This window comes from Enterococcus sp. DIV0183, from assembly GCF_050541505.1.
Classification (GTDB): Bacteria; Bacillota; Bacilli; order Lactobacillales; family Enterococcaceae; genus Enterococcus; species Enterococcus faecalis.
The window spans coordinates 2,332,230-2,352,500 of sequence record NZ_CP172932.1; the positions used below are offsets into that span (position 1 = coordinate 2,332,230).

Consider the following 20,271-nt stretch of genomic DNA (forward strand, 5'->3'; position numbering starts at 1 on the left):
TCTTGAGCGAATAGTTTTACACAAAAAAAGACCCGCCCTTTGGGTAAGGACGGGAAAGGAGTTAAAAATGAAAAAGTGTTTTGTGTTGTTAAGGTTGTTTGTTGATATGCTTATATCTTACAAACTAAATGTGAAGATTTTGTGATCATTTCATTCTTATTTTGCTACTTTTATAGGAATTAAATAGATTGCCACGAGACTATCTTTAGTTGCCTCGTGCATCCGTTATTCTGACTGCTCCTTGTGGTGATACTCTGTAAAAACCGACAGTCCCTGTCCCTCCATTTGCAACCATCTGTTTCGATTGGGCTCTAAAAAAGAAGTCATTTCCATTCATACCCAAAAATCCAAGGTTCGTATCATTATTTTCTGCATCAGTCAATGTACTTCTGATACATGCCTCTGCTTGTTCTTGGTTCTCGATGATTTTTGCCTCTTCATTTTGGTCTTGAATTTCCTCTTCAGAAGAACGATAGTAATACTCTTCCGCAGGATAATTTCCACTATCTTGAGTAATTAACAATCGCGGTTTCGTCTTATCCGATTGGTCGCCGTTAGGATTTTCAACACCAATTTTATATAATAATAACGCAGCACCAGTAGGCCCCCACCTAATACTTAAGCTTGTAATTGGTCGCGACTCATCAGTAGGTGAATCCTTCGTAATCATTCCTCCGGTATTTGTACTACCATCAGGATGAATGATCAAACTCTCTCCTTTACCATTTTTCCATGTTCCAACTAAAGTAGTAAAATCGCCAGCATTAATCGCTGTAGTATCTAAATCAGCTACAGTTAGCTGACTATTGTTTCCATCAGCTGTCGGCTCTTCATTTTTCACTGATTCGTTAGACTCGACACTGCTGCTCGCTTGTTCGTTTGTCTTATCAATTGTTTCACTGGTTTTTTCATTCGTCTCTTCAACTTTAGAGGATGCCTCCGTTGAAGCGGTCACTTTCTTTTCTTTTGGTTCCCGACAAGCAGTTAATGATAAAACCGCTAGCCCGACAAAAAACGCTAACATTCCCTTTTTCACGCCTATTCACCCCGTTCAATGATCTATCTTACTAGACTATTGTACTATTAATTCAATTGTTTAGACAAATATTTATGGAACAGACAAAAGTTGAACCTGTCATTGAATGCTTTGTGTCACATGGACCTATCAATCAACTTTCTTTTTTCTATGTATTATATGAAAAAAAGTGAGCCATCAGTCAAAATGACCGATGGCTCACTTTCTAAATCTTAAAACAAACGAACAAATGGATTATTCAGGTAAATCTACATTATGATGAACTTTTTGAACATCTTCTAAATCTTCTAAAACGTCTAACATTTTTTCAAAGTTCGCTAAATCGTCGCCTTCTAATGTTACTTCATTTTGTGGAACCATTTCTAACTCAGTAACCGTGAATTCTTCAATGCCTTTTTCTTTTAACGCTTCTTGTGCATGGTGGAAATCTTCTGGTTCTGTGTAAACGATAATTTGACCGTCTTCTTCAACAACATCGCGAACATCAATGTCTTTTTCCATTAAGTATTCTAAAATTTCATCCGCATCGTCACCAGCAAAGCCAATGATACCTGTATTATCAAACATGTAGGAAACAGCACCGCTGACACCCATGTTTCCGCCGTTTTTACCAAATGCGGCCCGCACATCTGCTGCTGTTCGGTTCACGTTGTTTGTTAAAGCATCAACAATGACCATTGAACCATTTGGCCCAAATCCTTCATAGCGTAATTCAGAATATTGTTCATCTGCTGAACCTTTTGCTTTTTCAATAGCGCGATCAATAATATGTTTTGGTACATTGTATGTTTTGGCGCGTTCGATTACAAACCGTAATTTTTGGTTTGCATGAGGATCAGGGTCTCCTGACTTCGCTGCTACGTAAATTTCAATCCCGAATTTTGCATAAACACGGCTATTGTTTGCGTCTTTGGCAGCTTTTTTCTCTTTAATATTTGCCCATTTACGGCCCATATTCTCACTTCGCTTTCTCTGATTTGTTGTTAGTATCTTATCCCTTGTTTATTATACTGGGGAAACTGATTTTTGTTAAGTATTTTTTAGGTATCTGGCGAAAATCGTAAGGGAAACCGACCAAAATTTTGTTCTTTTAAAGAAGAATCTCCCATCTGGTATAGTTGATTGGCGCGAATATCTAACGAAAGCATTGCGCGGTTTTCTTTAGATACTTTGGAAATTACCGGCAATTGAATCTGTGCTTTGGTTTCTTTTAGATAAGCTTGTCCCTTTGGCGTAAATCCTAGCACATGGAGATAGCTGTCTTGCCAAACAGTTTCAACTTCTTCTTTGGTCATATTTAACAATATATAGGTTGCTAATCGTTGCAATCTTGTCCAAGTATAACGCTTCGTTTTCATACGTTCCATTAATTCGTGAAAAGAACCTGCTGCTTGGATTTGATCTTTTAGTCGATATTCAAGTCCTTCCGTCATTTGGTAAATGGCTTGTAACTCTTCTAACGAGGATTGAACAATTTTATACTTTAGGAAGGGCCAATAATTTTCCCATGAAATCATTGTCTGTGTTTGTAAATGTTGTGCGGTTATAGAAGGAACCGTTGGCAGCACTTGCGTTATTTCTTGTTGAAAAACACTTTGCCTAATCGCCGTGGCGCTAGCAACTTTCCCAGAAATCGTTGCATCATGAAAGCCCGCTTGTTTTCTAGCAATTGGGTAGAGCGTCATCGGGGTTGGATACGTGGCATTTTCCTTTGCATAACTCATCCCCAAAATATGATTAGGCGAAGAAAAATCGAACCTGCTTTCAGGATATACTTGACGAAAAACAGCAGTCATTTTTTGTGGATAACTCAATTGTTTGTCTGTCAATGCGTGGAACGTTTGATCAATTAAGGATTGATTTTCTTGGACAAACTGGCCGAAAGCCGCATAATCAATTGTGCTTGTACTATCTGTTCCAAAACATAAGCTCTCACATTGCAACGCCTGCAATAACTTTATACCGCCTTTGGCAAAGTAATCCGCAGACTGTACCGACCAAGCTGTCGGCAATTCAATGACTAAATCCACACCATTTTGCAAAGCTTCTTCTGCTCTGGCCCACTTATCTAGTAAGGCTGGTTCTCCTCTTTGTAAAAAATTTCCACTCATTATAGCAATCACTACTTCAGCTCCGCTTTGTTGGCGAGCTTGTTGGGCATGATAGCGATGTCCATTATGAAAGGGATTATATTCCACGATAATGCCACAGGCTTTCACTCTAGCCACCTCCGTTATAAAAAAATGGACTTATCAGCAAAGAGACAAACGTTTTTAAGCGCTGTCCCAAGCTCATAAGCCAAATCTTATTAATCTCTTTGACAAACAAAGAACCAGCGTTCACTTGTTTCAGTTGGTGCTTCATCTGTAAAGTCTGCATAAACTTTGACATTCATGAAACCAGCACTTTCTAACATTCGTAAATAGTTATCTAACGAATAGGTTCGTTCTTGATGCAATTCATCATACCGAACAAAGTGCTCATCTGTTTCCTGTTCTTTCACAAAAAATGTTAAGAAATGTTCGATGCTGTGTTCTTTTTCACCAGCGTAACTATCCCATAGAAAAGCAAATTCTTCTGTTTGATAATGATAGCTATATTCTGGAAAAACTGAATCAATTTTGTAAGTAGAATGAACATCAAAAATGAACGTTCCTTCCTCTTCTAACGCTTGATAAACTTCATCGAACACTTGTTGTACTTCTTGGCGATTAGCCATATAGCACAGTGAATCAGAAAAACAAGTGATGGCTTGGTATTGTCCCACTTCAGATAAATCTAGCATATTTCCCTGAACAAATTGAACTGGCACTTCTTCTTCAAAGGCCCGTTCACTAGCAATCATCAACATTTCTTCTGATAAGTCTAAGGCCGTCACATCGTAACCACTTTTCGCAAAATCAACTGCTAAAGCGCCTGTACCACAAGCCATTTCAAGAATTTGTTGGGTTCCTTGTGGGAGATGACGATTGGAAAAATCCAACCATTTTTGGTATAGGCTTTCGTCCATCACTTCGTCATAGACGAAAGCAAACGTTTCATAGGCCATTTTAGTCGACCCAAGCGCTTAGATCAACCATTGGGGCATCTGACCATAATTTTTCTAAATTGTAAAAGGCACGTTCTGAAGATTGGAATACATGGACAATAACATCGCCTAAATCGATTAAAATCCATTTTCCGCCTTCTTTACCTTCCACACGCTTGACTTCTACTTGATTTTTGGCTTCTTGTTCGTTAATTTCATCAACAATCGCATTGATTTGACGTTCACTATTGGCTTGGCAAATTAAAAAATAATCTGCTAATAATGAAATCTCTCTTACGTCTAATGCGACAATTTCTTCTGCTCGTTTTGAATCTGCTGCTTTGACAGCAATTTCTAAAATTTTCTGGCTATCTATGATAGTTCCCTCCTAGTAATTCTTTCTTCTTTTATTTTTGATTAACGACCCATTGATTGTAGGTCTCTAACGTTTTTGGATAAATTTTATGTTCTTGTTCAATCAAATGTAACAAGGTATGTTTCGTTTCATAAGCAACCGCTGCATCTAAGTCAACAAGGGCAATTTCACGGGCTTCTTTCACACCTGGAAAATCACGTCCTGGTTCAATGTAATCTGCGACATAAATAATTTTATCTAGCAAGCTCATCTTAGCAGCCCCAGTTGTATGCACACGAATTGCCTGCAAGATTTCTTCGTCATCAATGGCTAATTCCCGTTGAACAATATCCGCCCCAACTAAGCCATGCCAAATTTCATTGCCATAGTTTAATAAAGCCAAATCAAAACCATCTCGGCGAATAATCAACTCGAATTCATCGTTTGGACGTTCTTTGGCGTAATCATGCGTCAAAGCAGCAATACTGGCTTTGGCTTCATCGGCACCATATTTCGCTGCCAAGGCCACAGCTGTTTCCTCGACTCCTAACACATGGCGAAAGCGACGTTCACTCATTTGCATTTGAACTTTTTGCATTAATAATTCACGTTGTGCAGCATCATAATTTGTTATCCAGCTCATCTTGATACAGTCCCTTCTCTTGAATATAGTTTATCACATTCTCTGGAAGAAGATAGCGTGTTGAGCAACCACTTTTGACTTTTTGTCTAATCAAAGTGGAACTAATCGCCATCTGCGGAACATCGACCCAAATAATTGGATAGGTAGATTCCGTTGGATAATTAGGACGCCGAATGCCGACAAATTGAACTAAATGGAGTAAGTCATCAATCCGATGCCATTTGGGCAAGTATTCCACCATATCTCCACCAATTATAAAATAATAATCAGTATCTGGATTGGCTTCTTTTAAAGCTTTCATTGTATCATACGTGTAACTTTTGCCTTTGCGAATTAATTCAATTGGCTCAATATCTAAGCAGGGATTATCAGCCACCGCTAGTTCTAACATTGCTAACCGATGTTCGCTGCTAATTGTTTTCTTTTCGTCTACATGTGGTGGTAAGTACGTAGGCATTAAGTAAACTTTGTCCAAACCTAGTTGATTTTGAACTTGATCGGCCATGACAAGATGTGCTAAATGAACGGGATTAAAATTACCACCTAACAAGCCGACTTGCTTTCTTGTTTGAAAACGTAACGGTTCCTCTTGCAAGAGAACGTCCGCTCCTTGACGCGCTTGTCTTTTTTCTCCCATTGTTCATCCCTCCAATATTAAATCTCTTTGACTGCTGCTGAAATTTTTTGATATTTTTCTTTACTTGATGGCTTGAATAAGACCAACACGCGACCAATAATTTGTACCACATCGCAATGAATGGCTGCTGTTAGTTCTTCTGCAACCTCTTCTGCTACTTCATCTGTATTTTGTAATAACGTAATTTTAATCAGTTCACGTTTTTCCAACGCTTCATCAATTTGTGTAATCATTGCGTCATTCAAACCACCTTTGCCTACTTGAAAAATAGGTTGTAAATGGTGTGCCTGACTACGTAAATAACGTTTTTGTTTTCCTCTAAGTTTCAAATTGTTTGCCTTCTCTCTAAAATTTAAATTAATGCTTTTCTACGTAAAACATCGACACCTTTAGGCGCCCAACCAGCGACTACACCAGGTTCTGTGACAGTAATCCAACCTAGACCAGCAAACACAATATCCGTTTTTTCTTTCACGGAAAATTCAAAGCGCACTAATTCAGGAAACTCAGCGACTTCATCGGCACGTGGGGGCTGCAATAAGCCACCAACATGTTTTTCATAAAAAGCATCGGCGGTTGCTGTTTTTGTTCGGTGTAAATTTAAGTCATTGGAAACGTAGGCAATGAAGGAACTTTTAGCACCTTGGACATAATCAAAGCGAGCCAAGCCACCTAAAAACAAGGTTTGTTCAGCATTTAATTGGTAAACTTTCGGTTTGATTTCTTTTTGCGGTGCAATAATTTTCAAGTCTTTTTTACCTAGGTAATGTGCCATTTGATGACGGTGAATAATTCCGGGCGTATCGATTAAGAAGTGGCCATCGTCTAATGGAATTTCAATTTTATCTAGCGTTGTTCCAGGAAATTGTGATGTCGTAATCACATCTTGAACACCCACTGTTTGTTGAATGATTTGATTGATTAATGTTGATTTTCCAACATTGGTCACACCTACGACATAAACGTCTCGGCCTTCACGATATTTTTCGATCGTATCTAATAACTCTTGCATTTCTTGTGGTTTCTTGCCACTTGTTAGTAAAACATCAACAGGGCGTAATCCTGCTTCATGGGCCCGTTCTCTCATCCATTGAACCATTTTAGGTTTTTTTAATGATTTAGGCAAAATATCCACTTTATTGCCAACTAACAACACAGGATTATCTCCGATAAAACGATGTAGTCCTGGAATAAGAGAGCCATTAAAGTCAAAAATATCCACTACGTTCACAATCAGTGCATCTTCTGTTCCTAAACCATTCAATAAACGTAAAAAGTCATCATCTGTTAATTGGACATCTTGAATGTCATTATAATGTCTTAAGCGAAAACAACGTTGGCAATAAACTTCCCCTGTTTCCATTCCTTTTTCGAAAGCTGTTTTTGGTGTATAGCCTAATTCATGAGGATTTTCCGTTTGGATAATCGCACCACAGCCAATACAATGAATTGCCTCTGTCATTCTAATCCGCCTCTCCATGTCATTTCTGGATGTTTTTTTGATAAGTATTTCATAATTTTCCGTTCAAAGAACCGATTGATTCTAGTATTCCAGCCATCTGTATCGACAATCGGTTGAACTAAAACATTGCGTATACCCGCTGCGTTAGCTCCCCGAATATCTGTCATAATCTGATCGCCGACCATTAACATTTCAGATGGCTTCAAGCCTAATTTTTTTTCTGCTAATTTGAAGCCACGTGCGGTTGGTTTCAAGGCACGTGCTACATAATCTAAGTCAAACTTTTCAACAACGCGTTTAATCCGGCTGTCTTTGTTGTTTGAAACAACGAGGACAGTAATTCCTGCATTTTTCATTTCTAATAACCAAGTTTTTAATTCTTCTGTTCCATCGGGATTATTCCAAGCAATTAAAGTATTATCTAAGTCAGTTAGTACTGCCTTAATCCCCAGTTTTTTTAATTGTGCGGGGGTAATTTTATAAATCGCATCAATCATCCATGTCGGTTTATATTTTGAAAACATCGTGACTCCTCTCACTGACACTATGTAGTTTCTTCGATTTTAAGAGACTGAAACATAACTAAACAATTATGCTTCAGTCTCTACCTATTGTATTATACTGCATTTTACTGAAAATTTCTATAAAGGACGGTCGTTCCTTGTAAAAGAACAAGTAAAATAAAAGAAAAAATAAAAAAAGCCACCCATCAACCCCTGAAAAGTTCGTTGATGAGTAGTAACTTCTAATATTTGCGAAAACGTTGGTATCTTTTTTCTAGTAACGTTTCCGTACCTAATTTAGCTAATTCAGTTAATTTTGAAATGAACGCTTTTTGTAACATGCGATTAATTTTTGCTTGTTCCAGAGGCTGACCGTTCATAACTTCTGGAATTACTTTATCTACAATAGCTAATTCCTTCAGCTCTGTCGCTGTGATTTTCATCAATTCTGCTGCTTCTTTCGCACGACTGCCGTCTTTCCACAAAATAGAGGCGAAACCTTCTGGCGAAAGAACCGCATAAATCGTGTGTTCCAACATCCAAACTTCATCTGCGACTGCTAAAGCTAAAGCACCGCCACTACCGCCCTCACCAATGATGACTGAAATGATTGGCACTTTCAAATCAGACATCTCTAACAGGTTTTGCGCAATGGCTTCCCCTTCTCCCCGCTCTTCGGCACCAATCCCACAATAGGCACCAGCAGTGTTCACAAAGGTAATGACTGGGCGATTAAATTTTTCCGCTTGTTTCATTAAACGTAACGCTTTGCGATACCCTTCAGGATTAGGTGAACCAAAATTACGTTCAATATTTTCTGGTAGATTTCGGCCTTTTTGGATACCTACCACTGTAACTGGTTTACCTTGCAAAGTAGCAACACCACCGACTACAGCTAAATCATCGGCAAAGTAACGATCCCCATGAAATTCTAAAAAGTCCTCAAAAATTGCTTCTATATATTCTAAAGTTGTCAAACGATCTTGGGCTCTTGCCAAGGTAACAACATCATTGGCTGTTTTCTTTTCCATGTTAGCGCCACCCTTCCAAAGAATGTAAACGTAACAAGTCGCTCAATCGTTGACGCAAAAGATTTCTTGGCACAATCTGATCTACAAAACCATGTTCTAAAAGAAACTCGGCCTTTTGAAAATCATCTGGCAACTCTTGACGAATCGTTTGTTCAATTACACGGCGGCCAGCAAAACCGATTAAACTCTGAGGCTCTGCCAAAATAATATCGCCATCCATCGCAAAACTTGCGGTAACACCGCCAGTCGTTGGATCAGTCAATACCGTAAGATACAGCAAGCCTGCTTTGTTATGCCGTTGCAAAGCGGCCGAAATTTTCGCCATTTGCATCAATGAAAAAATTCCTTCTTGCATACGGGCACCACCAGATGCAGTGAAAATCACTACTGGTAAATGCTTTTCTGTCGCCCGCTCAAACAAGCGTGTGATTTTTTCACCAACAATCGTTCCCATACTGCCCATGATAAAATTAGCATCCATGATTCCAATTGCAACAGCTTGTCCTTCAATTGTTGCTTCTCCCGTTAAGACAGCTTCATCTAATCCAGTTTTTTCTTGCATTTTTTCAATTTTTTCAAGATAACCAGGAAAATTTAGTGGATCTTTTGTCACTAATTCACTGTCCCAATTGTGGAAACTTTTTTCATCAACGGTTATCGCTAATCGTTCCCATGCACCAATCCGAAAACTATAGCCACAATGCGGACAGATTTTTTCTGCACCCATTTCTTTTGTATACAGTGTTCGCTTACAAGAAGGGCATTTTGCCCACATATTATCTGGAACAGAAGGCTTCTTTGATGCATCATTTGCATCAGCACGATTTGGATTAATGCGAATGTAATTTTTCTTTTTAAATAATGCCATTTGCTTACTCCTCGTATTTTAGCGGCAAGAGCACAGCTCTTGCGGCGTTCTTTCTTTAATGATTGCTTTCTGGCTCCCAATTTGGTAGAAATGTTTCTTGTAAAAAGCTTGTGTCATAGTCACCTGTCAAAACATTGTCATGTGTAATTAAATCCAATTGGAATTCGGCATTCGTAATAATACCTTCTGTTACAATTTCATTTAAAGCCCTTTGCATTTTCATCAAGGCATCAAAACGATTTTCACCATGTACGATGACTTTTGCAATCATTGAATCATAATAAGGCGGAATTGAATACCCTGAATACATAGCGCTGTCTACACGCAAGCCCATTCCACCACTAGGCAACAAGAGATTTTGAATTTTACCTGGTGAGGGAGCAAAATTAAAGGCAGGATTTTCAGCGTTAATTCGGCACTCAATCGCATGCCCAGTCATGGTAACATCCTCTTGGGTATAGCCTAAAGGTTCACCTGAAGCAATTTCTAATTGTGCTTTGACTAAATCAATCCCTGTTACCATTTCCGTAACTGGATGTTCGACTTGGATGCGGGTATTCATTTCCATGAAATAAAAGTCGCCAGCTGGATCCATCAAAAATTCAATGGTTCCGGCATTTTCATAATGCACAGCTTGTGCCGCTCGAACGGCCGTTTCGCCTAACATCTGACGCTTTTCTTCAGAAATAGCAATCGATGGTGATTCTTCTAACACTTTTTGATTATTTCTTTGTAGTGAGCAATCACGTTCTCCTAAGTGAATCACATGCCCATATTGATCACCTAAAATTTGCACTTCGATATGACGTGCTGGATAAATAATTTTTTCTAAATACATATCATCATTACCAAATGCGGCTTTGGCTTCTTGCTGCGCTGAAGTAAAGTGTTTCGGTAACTCTTCTTTTGAAAGAACTTTTCGGATTCCTTTTCCGCCACCACCAGCAGCTGCCTTTAACATCACTGGGTAACCAATTTCTTCAGCAATCGTCAACGCTTCTTCGACAGAATCAATGACGCCATCACTCCCAGGAATAACAGGTACCTTGGCTTTTTGCATCAGTTGACGTGCGTTTATTTTATTGCCCATTGCATCAATCGTTTCTGCTTTAGGACCGATAAAAGTAATGTTACATTCTTCGCACATTGAAGCAAATTGACTATTTTCAGATAAGAAACCAAACCCTGGATGAATCGCTTCAGCATTGGTAACAATTGCTGCACTTAAAACAGCTTGAACATTTAAATAAGAATCAGTTGCTTTCGCCGGTCCAATACAAATGGCTTCATCTGCTAACTGTGTGTGTAACGCTTCTTGATCCGCTTCAGAGTAAACAGCAACTGTTTGAACGCCTAATTCGCGACAGGCACGAATAATACGAACAGCGATTTCTCCGCGGTTTGCGATTAATACTTTCGAAAACATTTTTCACCTATCCAATCATAAAGGTTAATTCAGCCTCGGCAACTTTTTTTCCATTAACTTTTGCCACACCTTTACCCATTCCAGCAGAAGCGCGGACTTTTAAAAGTTCAACCTCTAAAATTAATGTGTCGCCTGGTGTTACCTTTTGTCTAAATTTTGCTTTATCTAATCCACCAAAGTATGCCGTTTTCCCTTTGAATTCAGGCATTGAAAGTAATGCCACGGCGCCTGCTTGAGCCAACGATTCAATAATTAAAACTCCTGGCAAAACAGGATTCCCAGGAAAATGACCTTGAAAAACTTGCTCATTAACCGTTACATTCTTTTTCGCTACAACGCGTTCCCCGGGAATGACTTCTTCAACACTATCTAATAATAAAAAGGGATAGCGATGTGGTAAAATTTCTTGAATTTCTGTAATTGTTAATTTCATGTTTTATTCTCCTTTAGCAACTCGGAATAGCGGCTGACCAAATTCAACCACATCTTCATTGTTGACTAATATTTCAGTAATCACACCGTCAACTGTCGCCGTAATTTCATTCATTAATTTCATCGCTTCAACGATACACACAACGTCACCCGTTTTAACAGTGTCTCCTACTTTGACAAAGTTCTCTTTATCTGGTGCTGGTTGTAAATAAACGATTCCTACAATAGGTGACGTAATTTCTTCTGTCTTTTCATTGGTTGTCGGTGTATTAGTTGGCGTTTCTTCAACGACAGAAACTGTTTCAACAGGCACTGACACACCACTAGCGGCTACTGGTATTTCTTGTGGTTGCGCCACTGGTTCTACGGCACTTCGTCCAGAAACTGTATTTTTATTCATATATAATTCAAACGAGCCTTCTCGTAAATCAAATTCGGTTAAAGTTGATTGATCAAATTGTGTTAATAGTGCTTTTACTTCTTCTAACTGCATGTTAATCCTCCCAGCGTTTTAAGCAAATAACTGCATTGTGGCCACCAAAGCCTAGTGAGTTACTTAAAGCATAATCAAATTTATGCTCTTTGCTTTCGTTTAAAACAACGTTCACCGTAATTGCTTCATCTTGATTTTCCACATTAATGGTTGGCGGAATAAATTGATGTTGTAAAGCATTTAGGGTAGCAATTCCTTCAATTCCACCAGCGGCGCCTAAGAGATGTCCCGTCATACTCTTCGTACTACTTACATATGCCGTTTTTGCGGCATCACCTAAAGCCAATTCAATTGCTTTAGATTCTGCACTGTCATTGGCTTGTGTGCTTGTTCCATGGGCGTTAATATAGCCAATTTTTTCTGGAGAAATCCCAGCTTCTTCCATTGCTAGTACCATGGCTTTCGCTGCGCCGCTCCCATCTGGTGTTGGTGATGTCATATGATAGGCATCGCAATTAGCACCATAGCCAACCACTTCACCTAAAATAGTTGCGCCTCGTTCTAGAGCATGATCTAATGATTCTAAAATAAAGACACCCGCTCCTTCTCCCATCACAAATCCACTACGTTCTTTATCAAAGGGAATTGAGGCTTTTTCTGGGTCAGTCGCCTTTGTTAAAGCGGTCAAGGAAGCAAATCCTGAAATACCAATTTCTGTAATAGGCGCTTCTGCTCCACCAGCAATAATGACATCAGAGTAGCCATGTTTGATATTGCGGAACGCTTCCCCAATTGAATGAGTTGCACTAGCACAAGCTGTCACTGTTGAAGTACAAATTCCTTTGGCACCAACACGTAAAGCAATATTTCCCGCCACCATGTTTCCAATCGCCATTGGAATAAATAACGGTGCCACACGTTCAGGTCCTTTGTCGTGCATCCGAATTACTTGATTTTGAATTGTTTCCAAACCACCAATCCCGGAACCCACCATGACGCCAAACCGATCCACATCTAGTTGACTGGTATCCAAGCCACTCATAGCCATTGCTTCTAAGGCCGCATAAATGCCAAATAACGAAAATTTATCCATGCGTTTGCCATCTTTTTTAACAAAATATTTTTCCATTGGAAAGTCTTTCACTTCAGCTGCTAAGGTGACACCTGTTTCACTAACATCAAATTTACTAATCGGTCCGATACCATTTTTCCCTGTTTTCAAACTTTCTAAAAAAGTCTCAGGTTCATTGCCAATCGGCGAGGTGACACCGTAACCGGTAATAACTACTCGATTCATCCTTTTGACTCCTTTCGTTTATCCGTGCATGACTAAGCCGCCATCAACATTCACGACTTGCCCAGTAATATAGGGACTTTTAGCTAAGAATATCGCTGTAGCTGCGACATCTTCGACTTGCCCAAACGTTTGTAAGGGAATTTGCGCATTCATTTGTGTTTTAACTTTTTCCGATAAAACATCCGTCATTTCGGTTTGGATAAATCCTGGTGCAATCGCATTGCAGGTAATACCACGCGGCGCAACTTCTCGCGCCACCGATTTAGTAAAACCAACAACACCCGCTTTACTCGCAGCGTAGTTTGCTTGACCAACATTTCCCATTAAACCAGAAACGCTAGCCATATTAATAATCCGGCCACTTCGTTGTTTCATCATACGTTTAACCGCTTGCTGGGTCATGTTAAAAGTTCCTACCAAGTTAATATCTAAACAGGCATTAAAATCCTCTTTTGTCATTCGTAATAATAATTTATCATTCGTAATCCCAGCGTTATTCACCAGAATATCAATCGAGCCTAATTGGTCAACGGTTGCTTGAATCATCTCACCCGCTGCATCAAAATCGGAAATATCTCCAGAAAGGCCAATACATTTTACCCCAAAGGCTTCAATTTCTTGTCGTTGTTCTGGCGTAATCTCACTCCGACCGTTTAAAACAATATTGGCGCCCTCTTTCGCAAAAGCCAATGCAACTGCTTTGCCAATCCCACGAGTGCTTCCAGTAATAAATACGTTTTTTCCTGTTAATTCCATTTTTTACCTCCCAGTAAGTGCTGTTAACGTTTCTGTTAATGTTGCAACATCTTCCACACGGTGCATTTCAATTGTTTTGTCAATTTTTTTAACAAAACCAGTTAATGTTTTCCCTGGACCAACTTCAATCATCGTTCCTACGTTCATAGCCTTCATCGTTTCGATACTGTCTTCAAAACGTACCGCAGACATGACTTGCTTTTCCAATAACGCTTGAATTGCCTCTTGGGGCATAATTTCGGCAGTCGTATTACTAATGACAGGAATTTGCATCGTTTGAAAGTTCAATTTTGCTAAATCCTGAGCCAATTTTTTTGATGCTGGTTGTAACAGCGCCGTATGGAAAGGGCCACTCACATTTAACGGAATCATTCGCTTCACACCAGCTTCTTTGAGAAGTGTCATCGCTTGATCAACAGCAGCAACCTCACCACCAATCACGATTTGTTGTGGTGTATTATAATTTGCTGGAGCCACAATTCCGAAAGCACTGGCTTCTTGACAGGCTTTTTCAATTACTTCACGCTCAGCATTCATGACAGCAACCATTTTGCCAGTTCCTTGTGGTGCTGCTTCTGTCATGTACTGACCGCGCTTTTGGACCAAGGCCACTGCTTCTGAAAAACGCAAAGCCCCGCTGGCAACCAAAGCGCTATATTCCCCTAAGCTTAAACCCGCTACGACATCAGGCGTTAGTCCTTTTTGTTGCAAAAGACGGTAAAATGCGACACTGACTGTTAAAATAGCAGGTTGCGTATATTCTGTTTCATTTAAACGTTCATTTTCAGTAAAACAAAGTTCTGCCATCTCATAACCTAAGATATGACTTGCTTCATCGAAAGTTTCCCGAACAATCGCTTCTTGGTGATATAATTCTTCACCCATCCCTTGATACTGGGCTCCTTGTCCACTAAATAAAATCGCTGTTTTCATACGACACCTCATTTTTTGTTAAAATTATTCACTTAGCCCCAACGCTGATTCATCTTATGTACAATCGCTTTGCATTCAGACATGAGTGAATCAATGATTTCTTGGGCTGTTTCTTCTTTTTTTATTAACCCGGCAATTTGTCCCGCCATGACGGAACCGTAATCCATATCCCCGTCAACGACAGCTTTGCGCAAAGCGCCCTGACCAATTTTTTCAAACATTTCTAAATCAGGCACTTCTTTTTGGAGTTCTTGCTTTTCTAATTGATTATATTGAGCGGTTAATTTATTTTTTAAAGTACGCACTGGATGGCCAAAATGTTGGCAGGTAATTACTGCATCTAAATCACGTGCCTTTAAAACTTTCTGTTTATAATCTGGATGAACGTTGCATTCTTTGGCAATTAAAAAACGTGTGCCTAACTGGACTGCTTCAGCACCTAACATAAAGGCCGCAGCCATACCACGACCATCACCAATCCCACCTGCTGCAATCACAGGAATTGACACAGCGTCAACGATTTGCGGTAAGCCACTCATAGTGGTTAACTTGCCAATATGTCCACCAGCTTCCATTCCTTCAAAAATGACAGCATCGGCACCAATTTTTTCCATTCTTTTTGCTAAAGCAACTGAAGGAACTACTGGGATTACTTTAATGTTATGTTCTTTAAAACGAGCCATGTATTTGGCTGGATTGCCTGCACCTGTCGTTACGACAGGAACCTGTTCTTCACAAACCAAATCGACAATTTCATCGGCAAAAGGTGAAAGTAACATAATATTGACACCAAAGGGTTGCTCCGTTAATTCTTTAACTTTTTTAATTTCTTTTTTTACGACTTCTTTTGGGGCATTGCCGCCAGCAATAATCCCTAATCCACCAGCGTTTGACACAGCACTTGCTAATGAAGCATCGGCTACCCAAGCCATACCGCCTTGAAAAATGGGATAATTGATTCCAAGCAACTCACATAACTGTTGATTCATTGATTTTATACGTCCTTTAGTTCTAAGATAAGTACACTTTATTCAAGTAAAAAAGGATTTTTCCGGCTTATTTACTTGTTTTTTTAGGGACTGGGTCATTTAGCAATTAAATGTCCCAGCCCCCTATTTTCATGTATTAGTTTGCTTGTTGTTTTTCTACATATGTTACTAAATCTTGAACGGTTTGGATGCCATCTTCTGTTTCAATTTTCACATCAAATTCATCTTCGATTTCGTTAATGATTTGGAATAAATCTAAGCTATCCGCATCTAATTCTTCTTGAATGTTTGTAGTTAATTGTACCTCTTCAGCATCTTTTCCTAATTCTTCTACGATAATTGCTTGAATTTTTTCAAATACCATGTGTATATTCCTCCAAAATAGTCATTTTCTTCATTTATATGTGAACAGTTTTTTACAGCGTTAGGAGCAGTGAGCCCCATGTTAAGCCGCCGCCAAATCCTGTTAGCACCACGCGTTGTTGGGAACCTAAAATTAAGGTCCCATTTTCAACTGCTTCATCCAACAAAATAGGAATGCTAGCAGCTGAGGTATTGCCATATTTATCCATATTCGTTAAAAACTTCTCGCGGGAAATCTTCGTCTTACGTGCAATTTTATCGATAATGCGCACATTTGCTTGATGTAGTAGAAGATAATCCACGGTTTCGTCCGTCACGAGTGATAAAATATTTTGTGAAACATCTTTAATCGCAAAATCAAAAATACTACGTCCTTCCATCTGTAGCGTCTTACTAGCCTGCTCATGCCCCTGATAAAAAGGACTTTCGTTGATCGTGTAGCCTGACGTTAAAGCCGCCCACCGTTGTCCATCTGCTTGTAATTTTTCATTTAGAAAATGCGGTGTCTCAGCCGCTTCAATCAAGACGCCGGCAGCCCCATCACCGAAAAGCACCGCTGTGGAGCGATCGGTCCAATCCAACATTTTGGAAAATGTTTCGCCACCAATTACTAGACCTGTTTGATAACGACCACTTAAGACTAGTTTTTCTGCCATGCTTAAGGCATAGACAAAACCAGAACACGCTGCACTGATGTCAAAAGCAAAGGCCTCAGTGGCGCCAATTGCGCCTTGCACTTGGCAAGCAACAGAAGGCATATTGAAATCTGGTGTCACTGTTGCAACTAAAATAAAGTCAATCTCACTTGCTTGCTTTCCAGATTTTTCCAATAACTGTTTTGCGACTTGATGACATAAATCAGACGTATTTTCTTGCGTAACGATGCGACGTTCACTAATGCCTGTTCGCGAATGTATCCATTCATCAGAGGTATCCATCATTTCACTCAGTTGGTGATTCGTGACACAATTCTCTGGAACATAACGGCTTGTACAACTAATTCGTGCATAATTCTTCATGGGGATCCTCACTTTTTATTTGTATTCTTGCAAGAAATCATGAAGATTTTTTAGTGCTCTTAACAGCGCTTGTTCTTCTTCTTGCTCCATGCCTTTCAAAATGTTTTTAACCATTTCACGATGAAAATGCTGATGGACTCTAAAAAGTAATTTTCCCTTTTTGGTTAAGCCAAGCTTTACTACACGTCGATCATCTTCACTACGCAAACGTTCAACATAGCCTTTTTTAACTAAGTTGTTAATCGCTACAGTAAGTGTTCCGACGGTAATTGACAGTTCCTTGGCTACTTCTGAAGACGTTTTTTTCTTGTACATACCAATTGCTTCGATTGTGTGCATCTCCGTAATGGATAAATCATTAAATTGTGATTTTTTCAATTCAGATTCTTCAATCGTTAAGATGTCATTAAAGACACTGACTAAATAATCGTTGACTGTTTCTAAATTAGGTTCCATTCTGTGCACCATCCATATACTTTGATTATCAAAACATTTGATGTTCAAACTATATCGTAAATAAGCAAAGAATGCAAGAGAATTTTCTATATTTTTAATGAAATATTCTTCAAATATTTCAAAAAAGGCGCATTTTCAAGGGACGAGGCTTTTAAAAAAAGGATCAATTACTTTGATACCCAAACTATTTTCACAGAAAAAGGAAAGAAGTGCAACTAAAAAGCATCACTGGCACTCCCCTGATTGAGAAGTGCCAGTGATTTTTGTTATATAATTCTTAAACTCCCACTAAGCTATTGCTACAACTTGACTGGATAATACGAGAAGAGAGTGAACCAGAAGCTTTGGTGCTTCTACTCCACTCCCTTATTAAAATGTAGGACGATTAATTATTGAATTAAGTCGTAAATTTCCATTGCTACAATATCGATGTTATCGAATTGATAGCTTTGGTGCGTATCAGATTCTGTTAATTCAAATGTTTCTGTTGATTTATCAAAACTTACAATACATTTCTCTACGCCTTCACGTTCAAAGCGGCGTACTTGTACTTCATTATCTGCTGCTTCGATCATTGCTTCCAGTCTCTTAATAATCGCCACAAGTTGTGAATGTTTCATCAGTGGGCCTCCTTTTGCAAACTAGTTCTGTACCATTGTAACAAAACATTGCCTAACTTGCATGATTTTTCGTCATTTTTTTTGATTTTTTTGTTGTTCTTTAATTTTTATTCGTTGGTTGCTTGCCATCTGTCCACCAAAGCTTAATTAAGGCCTGTGTGCCATCATTTTCAAACCCTTTATCTGCAAGGCTTTCATATAATTCTGTCGCTTTTTGCGTCGCTGGCAATGGAAGGTCAAGTTTTTTTGCTTCATCTAACGCAATCTTTAAATCTTTGATAAAATGTTTAACAAAAAAGCCTGGCGTATAATCTTCTTTTAAAATACGCGGTCCATAATTACTTAATGACCAGTTCGCAGCACTACCACCACCGACTGTTTCCAGAACTTTTTCTAAAGTTAATCCTGTCGCATTTGCATAAACGAGCATTTCAGTCAACCCGGTCATTGTGCCTGCAATCATTAACTGATTCGCCATCTTAGTGTGTTGCCCTTTTCCAGCTGAGCCGTGTAGCATAAACGTTTTACCAAATGTTTTGAAAATTGGTAAGACGGTGTCATAACTTTCTTGATCGCCACCAACCATAATTGTTAAAGTACCATTTTTAGCACCTAAGTCACCACCAGAAACTGGCGCATCCAACGCATGAGCACCCACTTCTGCTGCTTTTTTGGCAATCTTTTCAGCCAAGGTCGGCGTACTTGTGGTTAAATCTACTACTATTTTACCTGTAAGATCTGCTTGAAAAATCCCTGTTTCATTAAAATACACGCCTTCAACATCTGAAGGAAAGCCAACCATTGTAAAAATGATATCACTCGCTTCCGCAATTGCTTTTGGCGTATCATACCAAACTGCTCCTTCAGCAACTAAATCATCTGTTTTACTTTTTGTTCGATTGTAAACATTGACAGATAAATTGTTTTTCATCATGTTACGAATAATTGATTTTCCCATGACACCCGTTCCAATAAAGCCGATTTTAGACATAGTAGCTTCCTCCGTTCTTAAAATAAAAAACTTTCCTCCTTCAGTATAAACGAAGGAGGAAAGTTTTGCAGTTTATTTTCTTAAAGATGTAAATTTTACTTTAATTTTTTTTATTGAGTCCGCATTTTCTTTTTCCATTTGAAGTTGATCAAAGTAAATCAATGTGTCTTGATAAAATTCAATCATTTTGTTGCCAAAGTTTGTAGAAGAAATTTCAAATAATTTTTCATCTAAAATAGTTTGGTCCATTTTAATATTTGCTTGTATATAGTCAATCAATGTTGGGGCAAAATCACTGTCTGTCTTAAAAGTTTTGCCTAAGCTTTCATGATCAAATAAATTATTTAAATAGGCGTTCCCTTCTGCAACACATTGAACACCAGCAGCCATCGCTTCTGTATAAGTTAAGCCTTGTGTTTCCGACGTTGAGGCGCTGACAAAATAGTCAGCAGCTTTATAATAAATCGCGACTTCTTCATTTGGCACTTCACCCGTAAATTGAACGTATTCACTGACTTCTAGTTCTTCTGCTAATTCTTTTAAATCCTCTAGATAGGGACCATTTCCAACTATTACTAAACGAGTTTGTGGTAATTTTTCAATAATTTGTGGTAATCCTTGAATAATTGCTTGAATATTTTTTTCATAAGAAATTCGACTTAACGATAACAACATAATCTGTTGCTCTTCAATACCTAGTTGTTGACGCATTCCAGCGATCATTTCTTCAGTAATATCGGGACGTAAAAACTTATCAATTTCGATCCCTGTTGGAATAATTCTCATTGGTGCGGTCACTCCATAATCCCGTAATTTTTCAATTACACGTTCACTGGGACAAACAACACCTGTCGTATGATTTGTAAACACTCTTGAAAAGAATTTAACATGTGATGGACGGACAACTTTTCCTTTAGCAATATAATGTAAGTAATCTTCATACATTGTATGATACGTATGGATGACAGGGATTTTCATTTTTTTCCCAACCAT

Annotated in this window: 25 protein-coding genes (1 of these 25 cut by a window edge); all 25 read right to left on the reverse strand. The window is 38.8% G+C overall.

Translation table 11 applies throughout. The features are described 5' to 3' along the window. Positions 1-205: 205 nt before the first annotated feature. A complete protein-coding gene (locus tag IGK72_RS11320; protein WP_002365147.1) occupies positions 206-1,036 on the reverse strand; it encodes a DUF6287 domain-containing protein in 831 nt (276 codons plus the stop codon). 234 nt (positions 1,037-1,270) lie between these two features. After that, a complete protein-coding gene (locus tag IGK72_RS11325) occupies positions 1,271-1,990 on the reverse strand; it encodes a YebC/PmpR family DNA-binding transcriptional regulator (protein WP_002356305.1) in 720 nt (239 codons plus the stop codon). An 86-nt stretch (positions 1,991-2,076) separates the two neighbouring features. Next, positions 2,077-3,264 carry a nucleotidyltransferase gene (locus IGK72_RS11330; RefSeq protein ID WP_165548658.1) on the reverse strand — a complete coding sequence of 396 codons (1,188 nt, stop codon included), beginning with the start codon at positions 3,262-3,264 and terminating at the stop codon, positions 2,077-2,079. Between the two features lie 80 nt (positions 3,265-3,344). After that, positions 3,345-4,085 (reverse strand): class I SAM-dependent DNA methyltransferase, encoded by a 741-nt coding sequence (locus IGK72_RS11335; protein WP_002356302.1) that lies wholly within the window; start codon positions 4,083-4,085, stop codon positions 3,345-3,347. A gap of 1 nt (position 4,086) precedes the next feature. Then, a complete protein-coding gene (gene rsfS, locus IGK72_RS11340; RefSeq protein WP_033072556.1) occupies positions 4,087-4,425 on the reverse strand; it encodes a ribosome silencing factor in 339 nt (112 codons plus the stop codon). 46 nt (positions 4,426-4,471) lie between these two features. Beyond that, entirely contained in the window at positions 4,472-5,062 is a 591-nt protein-coding gene (gene yqeK, locus IGK72_RS11345; RefSeq protein ID WP_002356300.1) for a bis(5'-nucleosyl)-tetraphosphatase (symmetrical) YqeK, read from the reverse strand. Beyond that, on the reverse strand, positions 5,040-5,699 hold the full coding sequence (locus IGK72_RS11350; RefSeq protein ID WP_002365150.1) for a nicotinate-nucleotide adenylyltransferase: 660 nt from the start codon (positions 5,697-5,699) through the stop codon (positions 5,040-5,042). The genes yqeK and IGK72_RS11350 overlap by 23 nt, the downstream gene beginning before the upstream one ends. Before the next feature lie 17 nt (positions 5,700-5,716). Then, the gene (gene yhbY, locus IGK72_RS11355; RefSeq protein ID WP_002356298.1) at positions 5,717-6,028 is read right to left on the reverse strand and encodes a ribosome assembly RNA-binding protein YhbY; all 312 of its coding nucleotides are present in this window, start codon (positions 6,026-6,028) and stop codon (positions 5,717-5,719) included. A gap of 23 nt (positions 6,029-6,051) precedes the next feature. Then, entirely contained in the window at positions 6,052-7,161 is a 1,110-nt protein-coding gene (yqeH, locus tag IGK72_RS11360; RefSeq protein ID WP_002381381.1) for a ribosome biogenesis GTPase YqeH, read from the reverse strand. Further along, complete coding sequence (locus IGK72_RS11365) at positions 7,158-7,685, reverse strand: YqeG family HAD IIIA-type phosphatase (protein ID WP_002356296.1); 528 nt, start codon at positions 7,683-7,685, stop codon at positions 7,158-7,160. Before IGK72_RS11365 ends, yqeH begins: the two co-directional genes overlap by 4 nt. 221 nt (positions 7,686-7,906) lie before the next feature. Further along, positions 7,907-8,695, reverse strand: a complete 789-nt coding sequence (locus IGK72_RS11370; RefSeq protein WP_002370566.1) for an acetyl-CoA carboxylase carboxyl transferase subunit alpha — start codon at positions 8,693-8,695, stop codon at positions 7,907-7,909. A 1-nt stretch (position 8,696) separates the two neighbouring features. Continuing rightward, positions 8,697-9,563 carry an acetyl-CoA carboxylase, carboxyltransferase subunit beta gene (gene accD / locus IGK72_RS11375; protein WP_002356293.1) on the reverse strand — a complete coding sequence of 289 codons (867 nt, stop codon included), beginning with the start codon at positions 9,561-9,563 and terminating at the stop codon, positions 8,697-8,699. A 55-nt stretch (positions 9,564-9,618) separates the two neighbouring features. Beyond that, positions 9,619-10,989, reverse strand: a complete 1,371-nt coding sequence (locus tag IGK72_RS11380) for an acetyl-CoA carboxylase biotin carboxylase subunit (protein WP_002367303.1) — start codon at positions 10,987-10,989, stop codon at positions 9,619-9,621. Positions 10,990-10,996: 7 nt separating this feature from the next. Next, a complete protein-coding gene (fabZ, locus tag IGK72_RS11385) occupies positions 10,997-11,422 on the reverse strand; it encodes a 3-hydroxyacyl-ACP dehydratase FabZ (protein ID WP_002356286.1) in 426 nt (141 codons plus the stop codon). Between the two features lie 3 nt (positions 11,423-11,425). Continuing rightward, the gene (gene accB, locus IGK72_RS11390; protein ID WP_002367304.1) at positions 11,426-11,914 is read right to left on the reverse strand and encodes an acetyl-CoA carboxylase biotin carboxyl carrier protein; all 489 of its coding nucleotides are present in this window, start codon (positions 11,912-11,914) and stop codon (positions 11,426-11,428) included. 1 nt (position 11,915) lies between these two features. Further along, on the reverse strand, positions 11,916-13,151 hold the full coding sequence (gene fabF / locus IGK72_RS11395; RefSeq protein ID WP_002356284.1) for a beta-ketoacyl-ACP synthase II: 1,236 nt from the start codon (positions 13,149-13,151) through the stop codon (positions 11,916-11,918). Positions 13,152-13,169: 18 nt separating this feature from the next. Then, positions 13,170-13,907: a 3-oxoacyl-[acyl-carrier-protein] reductase gene (fabG, locus tag IGK72_RS11400; RefSeq protein ID WP_002356283.1), complete on the reverse strand. Its 738-nt coding sequence runs from the start codon at positions 13,905-13,907 to the stop codon at positions 13,170-13,172. 3 nt (positions 13,908-13,910) lie between these two features. Continuing rightward, the gene (gene fabD / locus IGK72_RS11405; RefSeq protein WP_002356280.1) at positions 13,911-14,840 is read right to left on the reverse strand and encodes an ACP S-malonyltransferase; all 930 of its coding nucleotides are present in this window, start codon (positions 14,838-14,840) and stop codon (positions 13,911-13,913) included. A gap of 32 nt (positions 14,841-14,872) precedes the next feature. Next, entirely contained in the window at positions 14,873-15,829 is a 957-nt protein-coding gene (gene fabK / locus IGK72_RS11410; RefSeq protein ID WP_002356279.1) for an enoyl-[acyl-carrier-protein] reductase FabK, read from the reverse strand. Positions 15,830-15,965: 136 nt separating this feature from the next. Continuing rightward, positions 15,966-16,193: an acyl carrier protein gene (locus IGK72_RS11415; RefSeq protein WP_002356278.1), complete on the reverse strand. Its 228-nt coding sequence runs from the start codon at positions 16,191-16,193 to the stop codon at positions 15,966-15,968. Between the two features lie 52 nt (positions 16,194-16,245). Further along, a complete protein-coding gene (locus IGK72_RS11420; RefSeq protein WP_002359378.1) occupies positions 16,246-17,211 on the reverse strand; it encodes a beta-ketoacyl-ACP synthase III in 966 nt (321 codons plus the stop codon). Between the two features lie 15 nt (positions 17,212-17,226). Continuing rightward, positions 17,227-17,667, reverse strand: coding sequence for a fatty acid biosynthesis transcriptional regulator FabT (fabT, locus tag IGK72_RS11425; protein WP_002362455.1), 441 nt, complete (start codon positions 17,665-17,667; stop codon positions 17,227-17,229). A 389-nt stretch (positions 17,668-18,056) separates the two neighbouring features. Continuing rightward, on the reverse strand, positions 18,057-18,287 hold the full coding sequence (locus IGK72_RS11430; RefSeq protein ID WP_002379802.1) for a YkuJ family protein: 231 nt from the start codon (positions 18,285-18,287) through the stop codon (positions 18,057-18,059). A 100-nt stretch (positions 18,288-18,387) separates the two neighbouring features. Continuing rightward, positions 18,388-19,278 (reverse strand): NAD(P)-dependent oxidoreductase, encoded by an 891-nt coding sequence (locus IGK72_RS11435; protein ID WP_002356274.1) that lies wholly within the window; start codon positions 19,276-19,278, stop codon positions 18,388-18,390. 72 nt (positions 19,279-19,350) lie between these two features. Beyond that, on the reverse strand, positions 19,351-20,271 hold the 3' portion of the coding sequence (gene bgsB, locus IGK72_RS11440; protein ID WP_002389260.1) for a cell wall glycolipid biosynthesis glucosyltransferase BgsB. Its footprint extends 303 nt past the window's final position; only the last 921 of its 1,224 coding nucleotides appear in the window; the start codon falls outside the window, past its right edge; it ends in the stop codon at positions 19,351-19,353.

Coding starts and splice junctions, on each gene's coding strand:
- IGK72_RS11430 (WP_002379802.1), bottom strand. CDS start 18,287: ATGAAACATTCACAACTTGTGGCGATTATTAAGAGACTGGAAGCAATG.
- fabG (WP_002356283.1), bottom strand. CDS start 13,907: ATGGAATTAACAGGAAAAAACGTATTTATTACTGGAAGCACTCGTGGG.
- IGK72_RS11370 (WP_002370566.1), bottom strand. CDS start 8,695: ATGGAAAAGAAAACAGCCAATGATGTTGTTACCTTGGCAAGAGCCCAA.
- IGK72_RS11325 (WP_002356305.1), bottom strand. CDS start 1,990: ATGGGCCGTAAATGGGCAAATATTAAAGAGAAAAAAGCTGCCAAAGAC.
- IGK72_RS11420 (WP_002359378.1), bottom strand. CDS start 17,211: ATGAAGAATTATGCACGAATTAGTTGTACAAGCCGTTATGTTCCAGAG.
- IGK72_RS11335 (WP_002356302.1), bottom strand. CDS start 4,085: ATGGCCTATGAAACGTTTGCTTTCGTCTATGACGAAGTGATGGACGAA.
- IGK72_RS11380 (WP_002367303.1), bottom strand. CDS start 10,989: ATGTTTTCGAAAGTATTAATCGCAAACCGCGGAGAAATCGCTGTTCGT.
- IGK72_RS11365 (WP_002356296.1), bottom strand. CDS start 7,685: ATGTTTTCAAAATATAAACCGACATGGATGATTGATGCGATTTATAAA.
- IGK72_RS11415 (WP_002356278.1), bottom strand. CDS start 16,193: ATGGTATTTGAAAAAATTCAAGCAATTATCGTAGAAGAATTAGGAAAA.
- fabD (WP_002356280.1), bottom strand. CDS start 14,840: ATGAAAACAGCGATTTTATTTAGTGGACAAGGAGCCCAGTATCAAGGG.
- fabZ (WP_002356286.1), bottom strand. CDS start 11,422: ATGAAATTAACAATTACAGAAATTCAAGAAATTTTACCACATCGCTAT.
- yqeH (WP_002381381.1), bottom strand. CDS start 7,161: ATGACAGAGGCAATTCATTGTATTGGCTGTGGTGCGATTATCCAAACG.
- IGK72_RS11435 (WP_002356274.1), bottom strand. CDS start 19,278: ATGTCTAAAATCGGCTTTATTGGAACGGGTGTCATGGGAAAATCAATT.
- IGK72_RS11350 (WP_002365150.1), bottom strand. CDS start 5,699: ATGGGAGAAAAAAGACAAGCGCGTCAAGGAGCGGACGTTCTCTTGCAA.
- accB (WP_002367304.1), bottom strand. CDS start 11,914: ATGCAGTTAGAAGAAGTAAAAGCACTATTAACACAATTTGATCAATCA.
- accD (WP_002356293.1), bottom strand. CDS start 9,563: ATGGCATTATTTAAAAAGAAAAATTACATTCGCATTAATCCAAATCGT.
- yqeK (WP_002356300.1), bottom strand. CDS start 5,062: ATGAGCTGGATAACAAATTATGATGCTGCACAACGTGAATTATTAATG.
- fabT (WP_002362455.1), bottom strand. CDS start 17,667: ATGGAACCTAATTTAGAAACAGTCAACGATTATTTAGTCAGTGTCTTT.
- fabK (WP_002356279.1), bottom strand. CDS start 15,829: ATGAATCAACAGTTATGTGAGTTGCTTGGAATCAATTATCCCATTTTT.
- fabF (WP_002356284.1), bottom strand. CDS start 13,151: ATGAATCGAGTAGTTATTACCGGTTACGGTGTCACCTCGCCGATTGGC.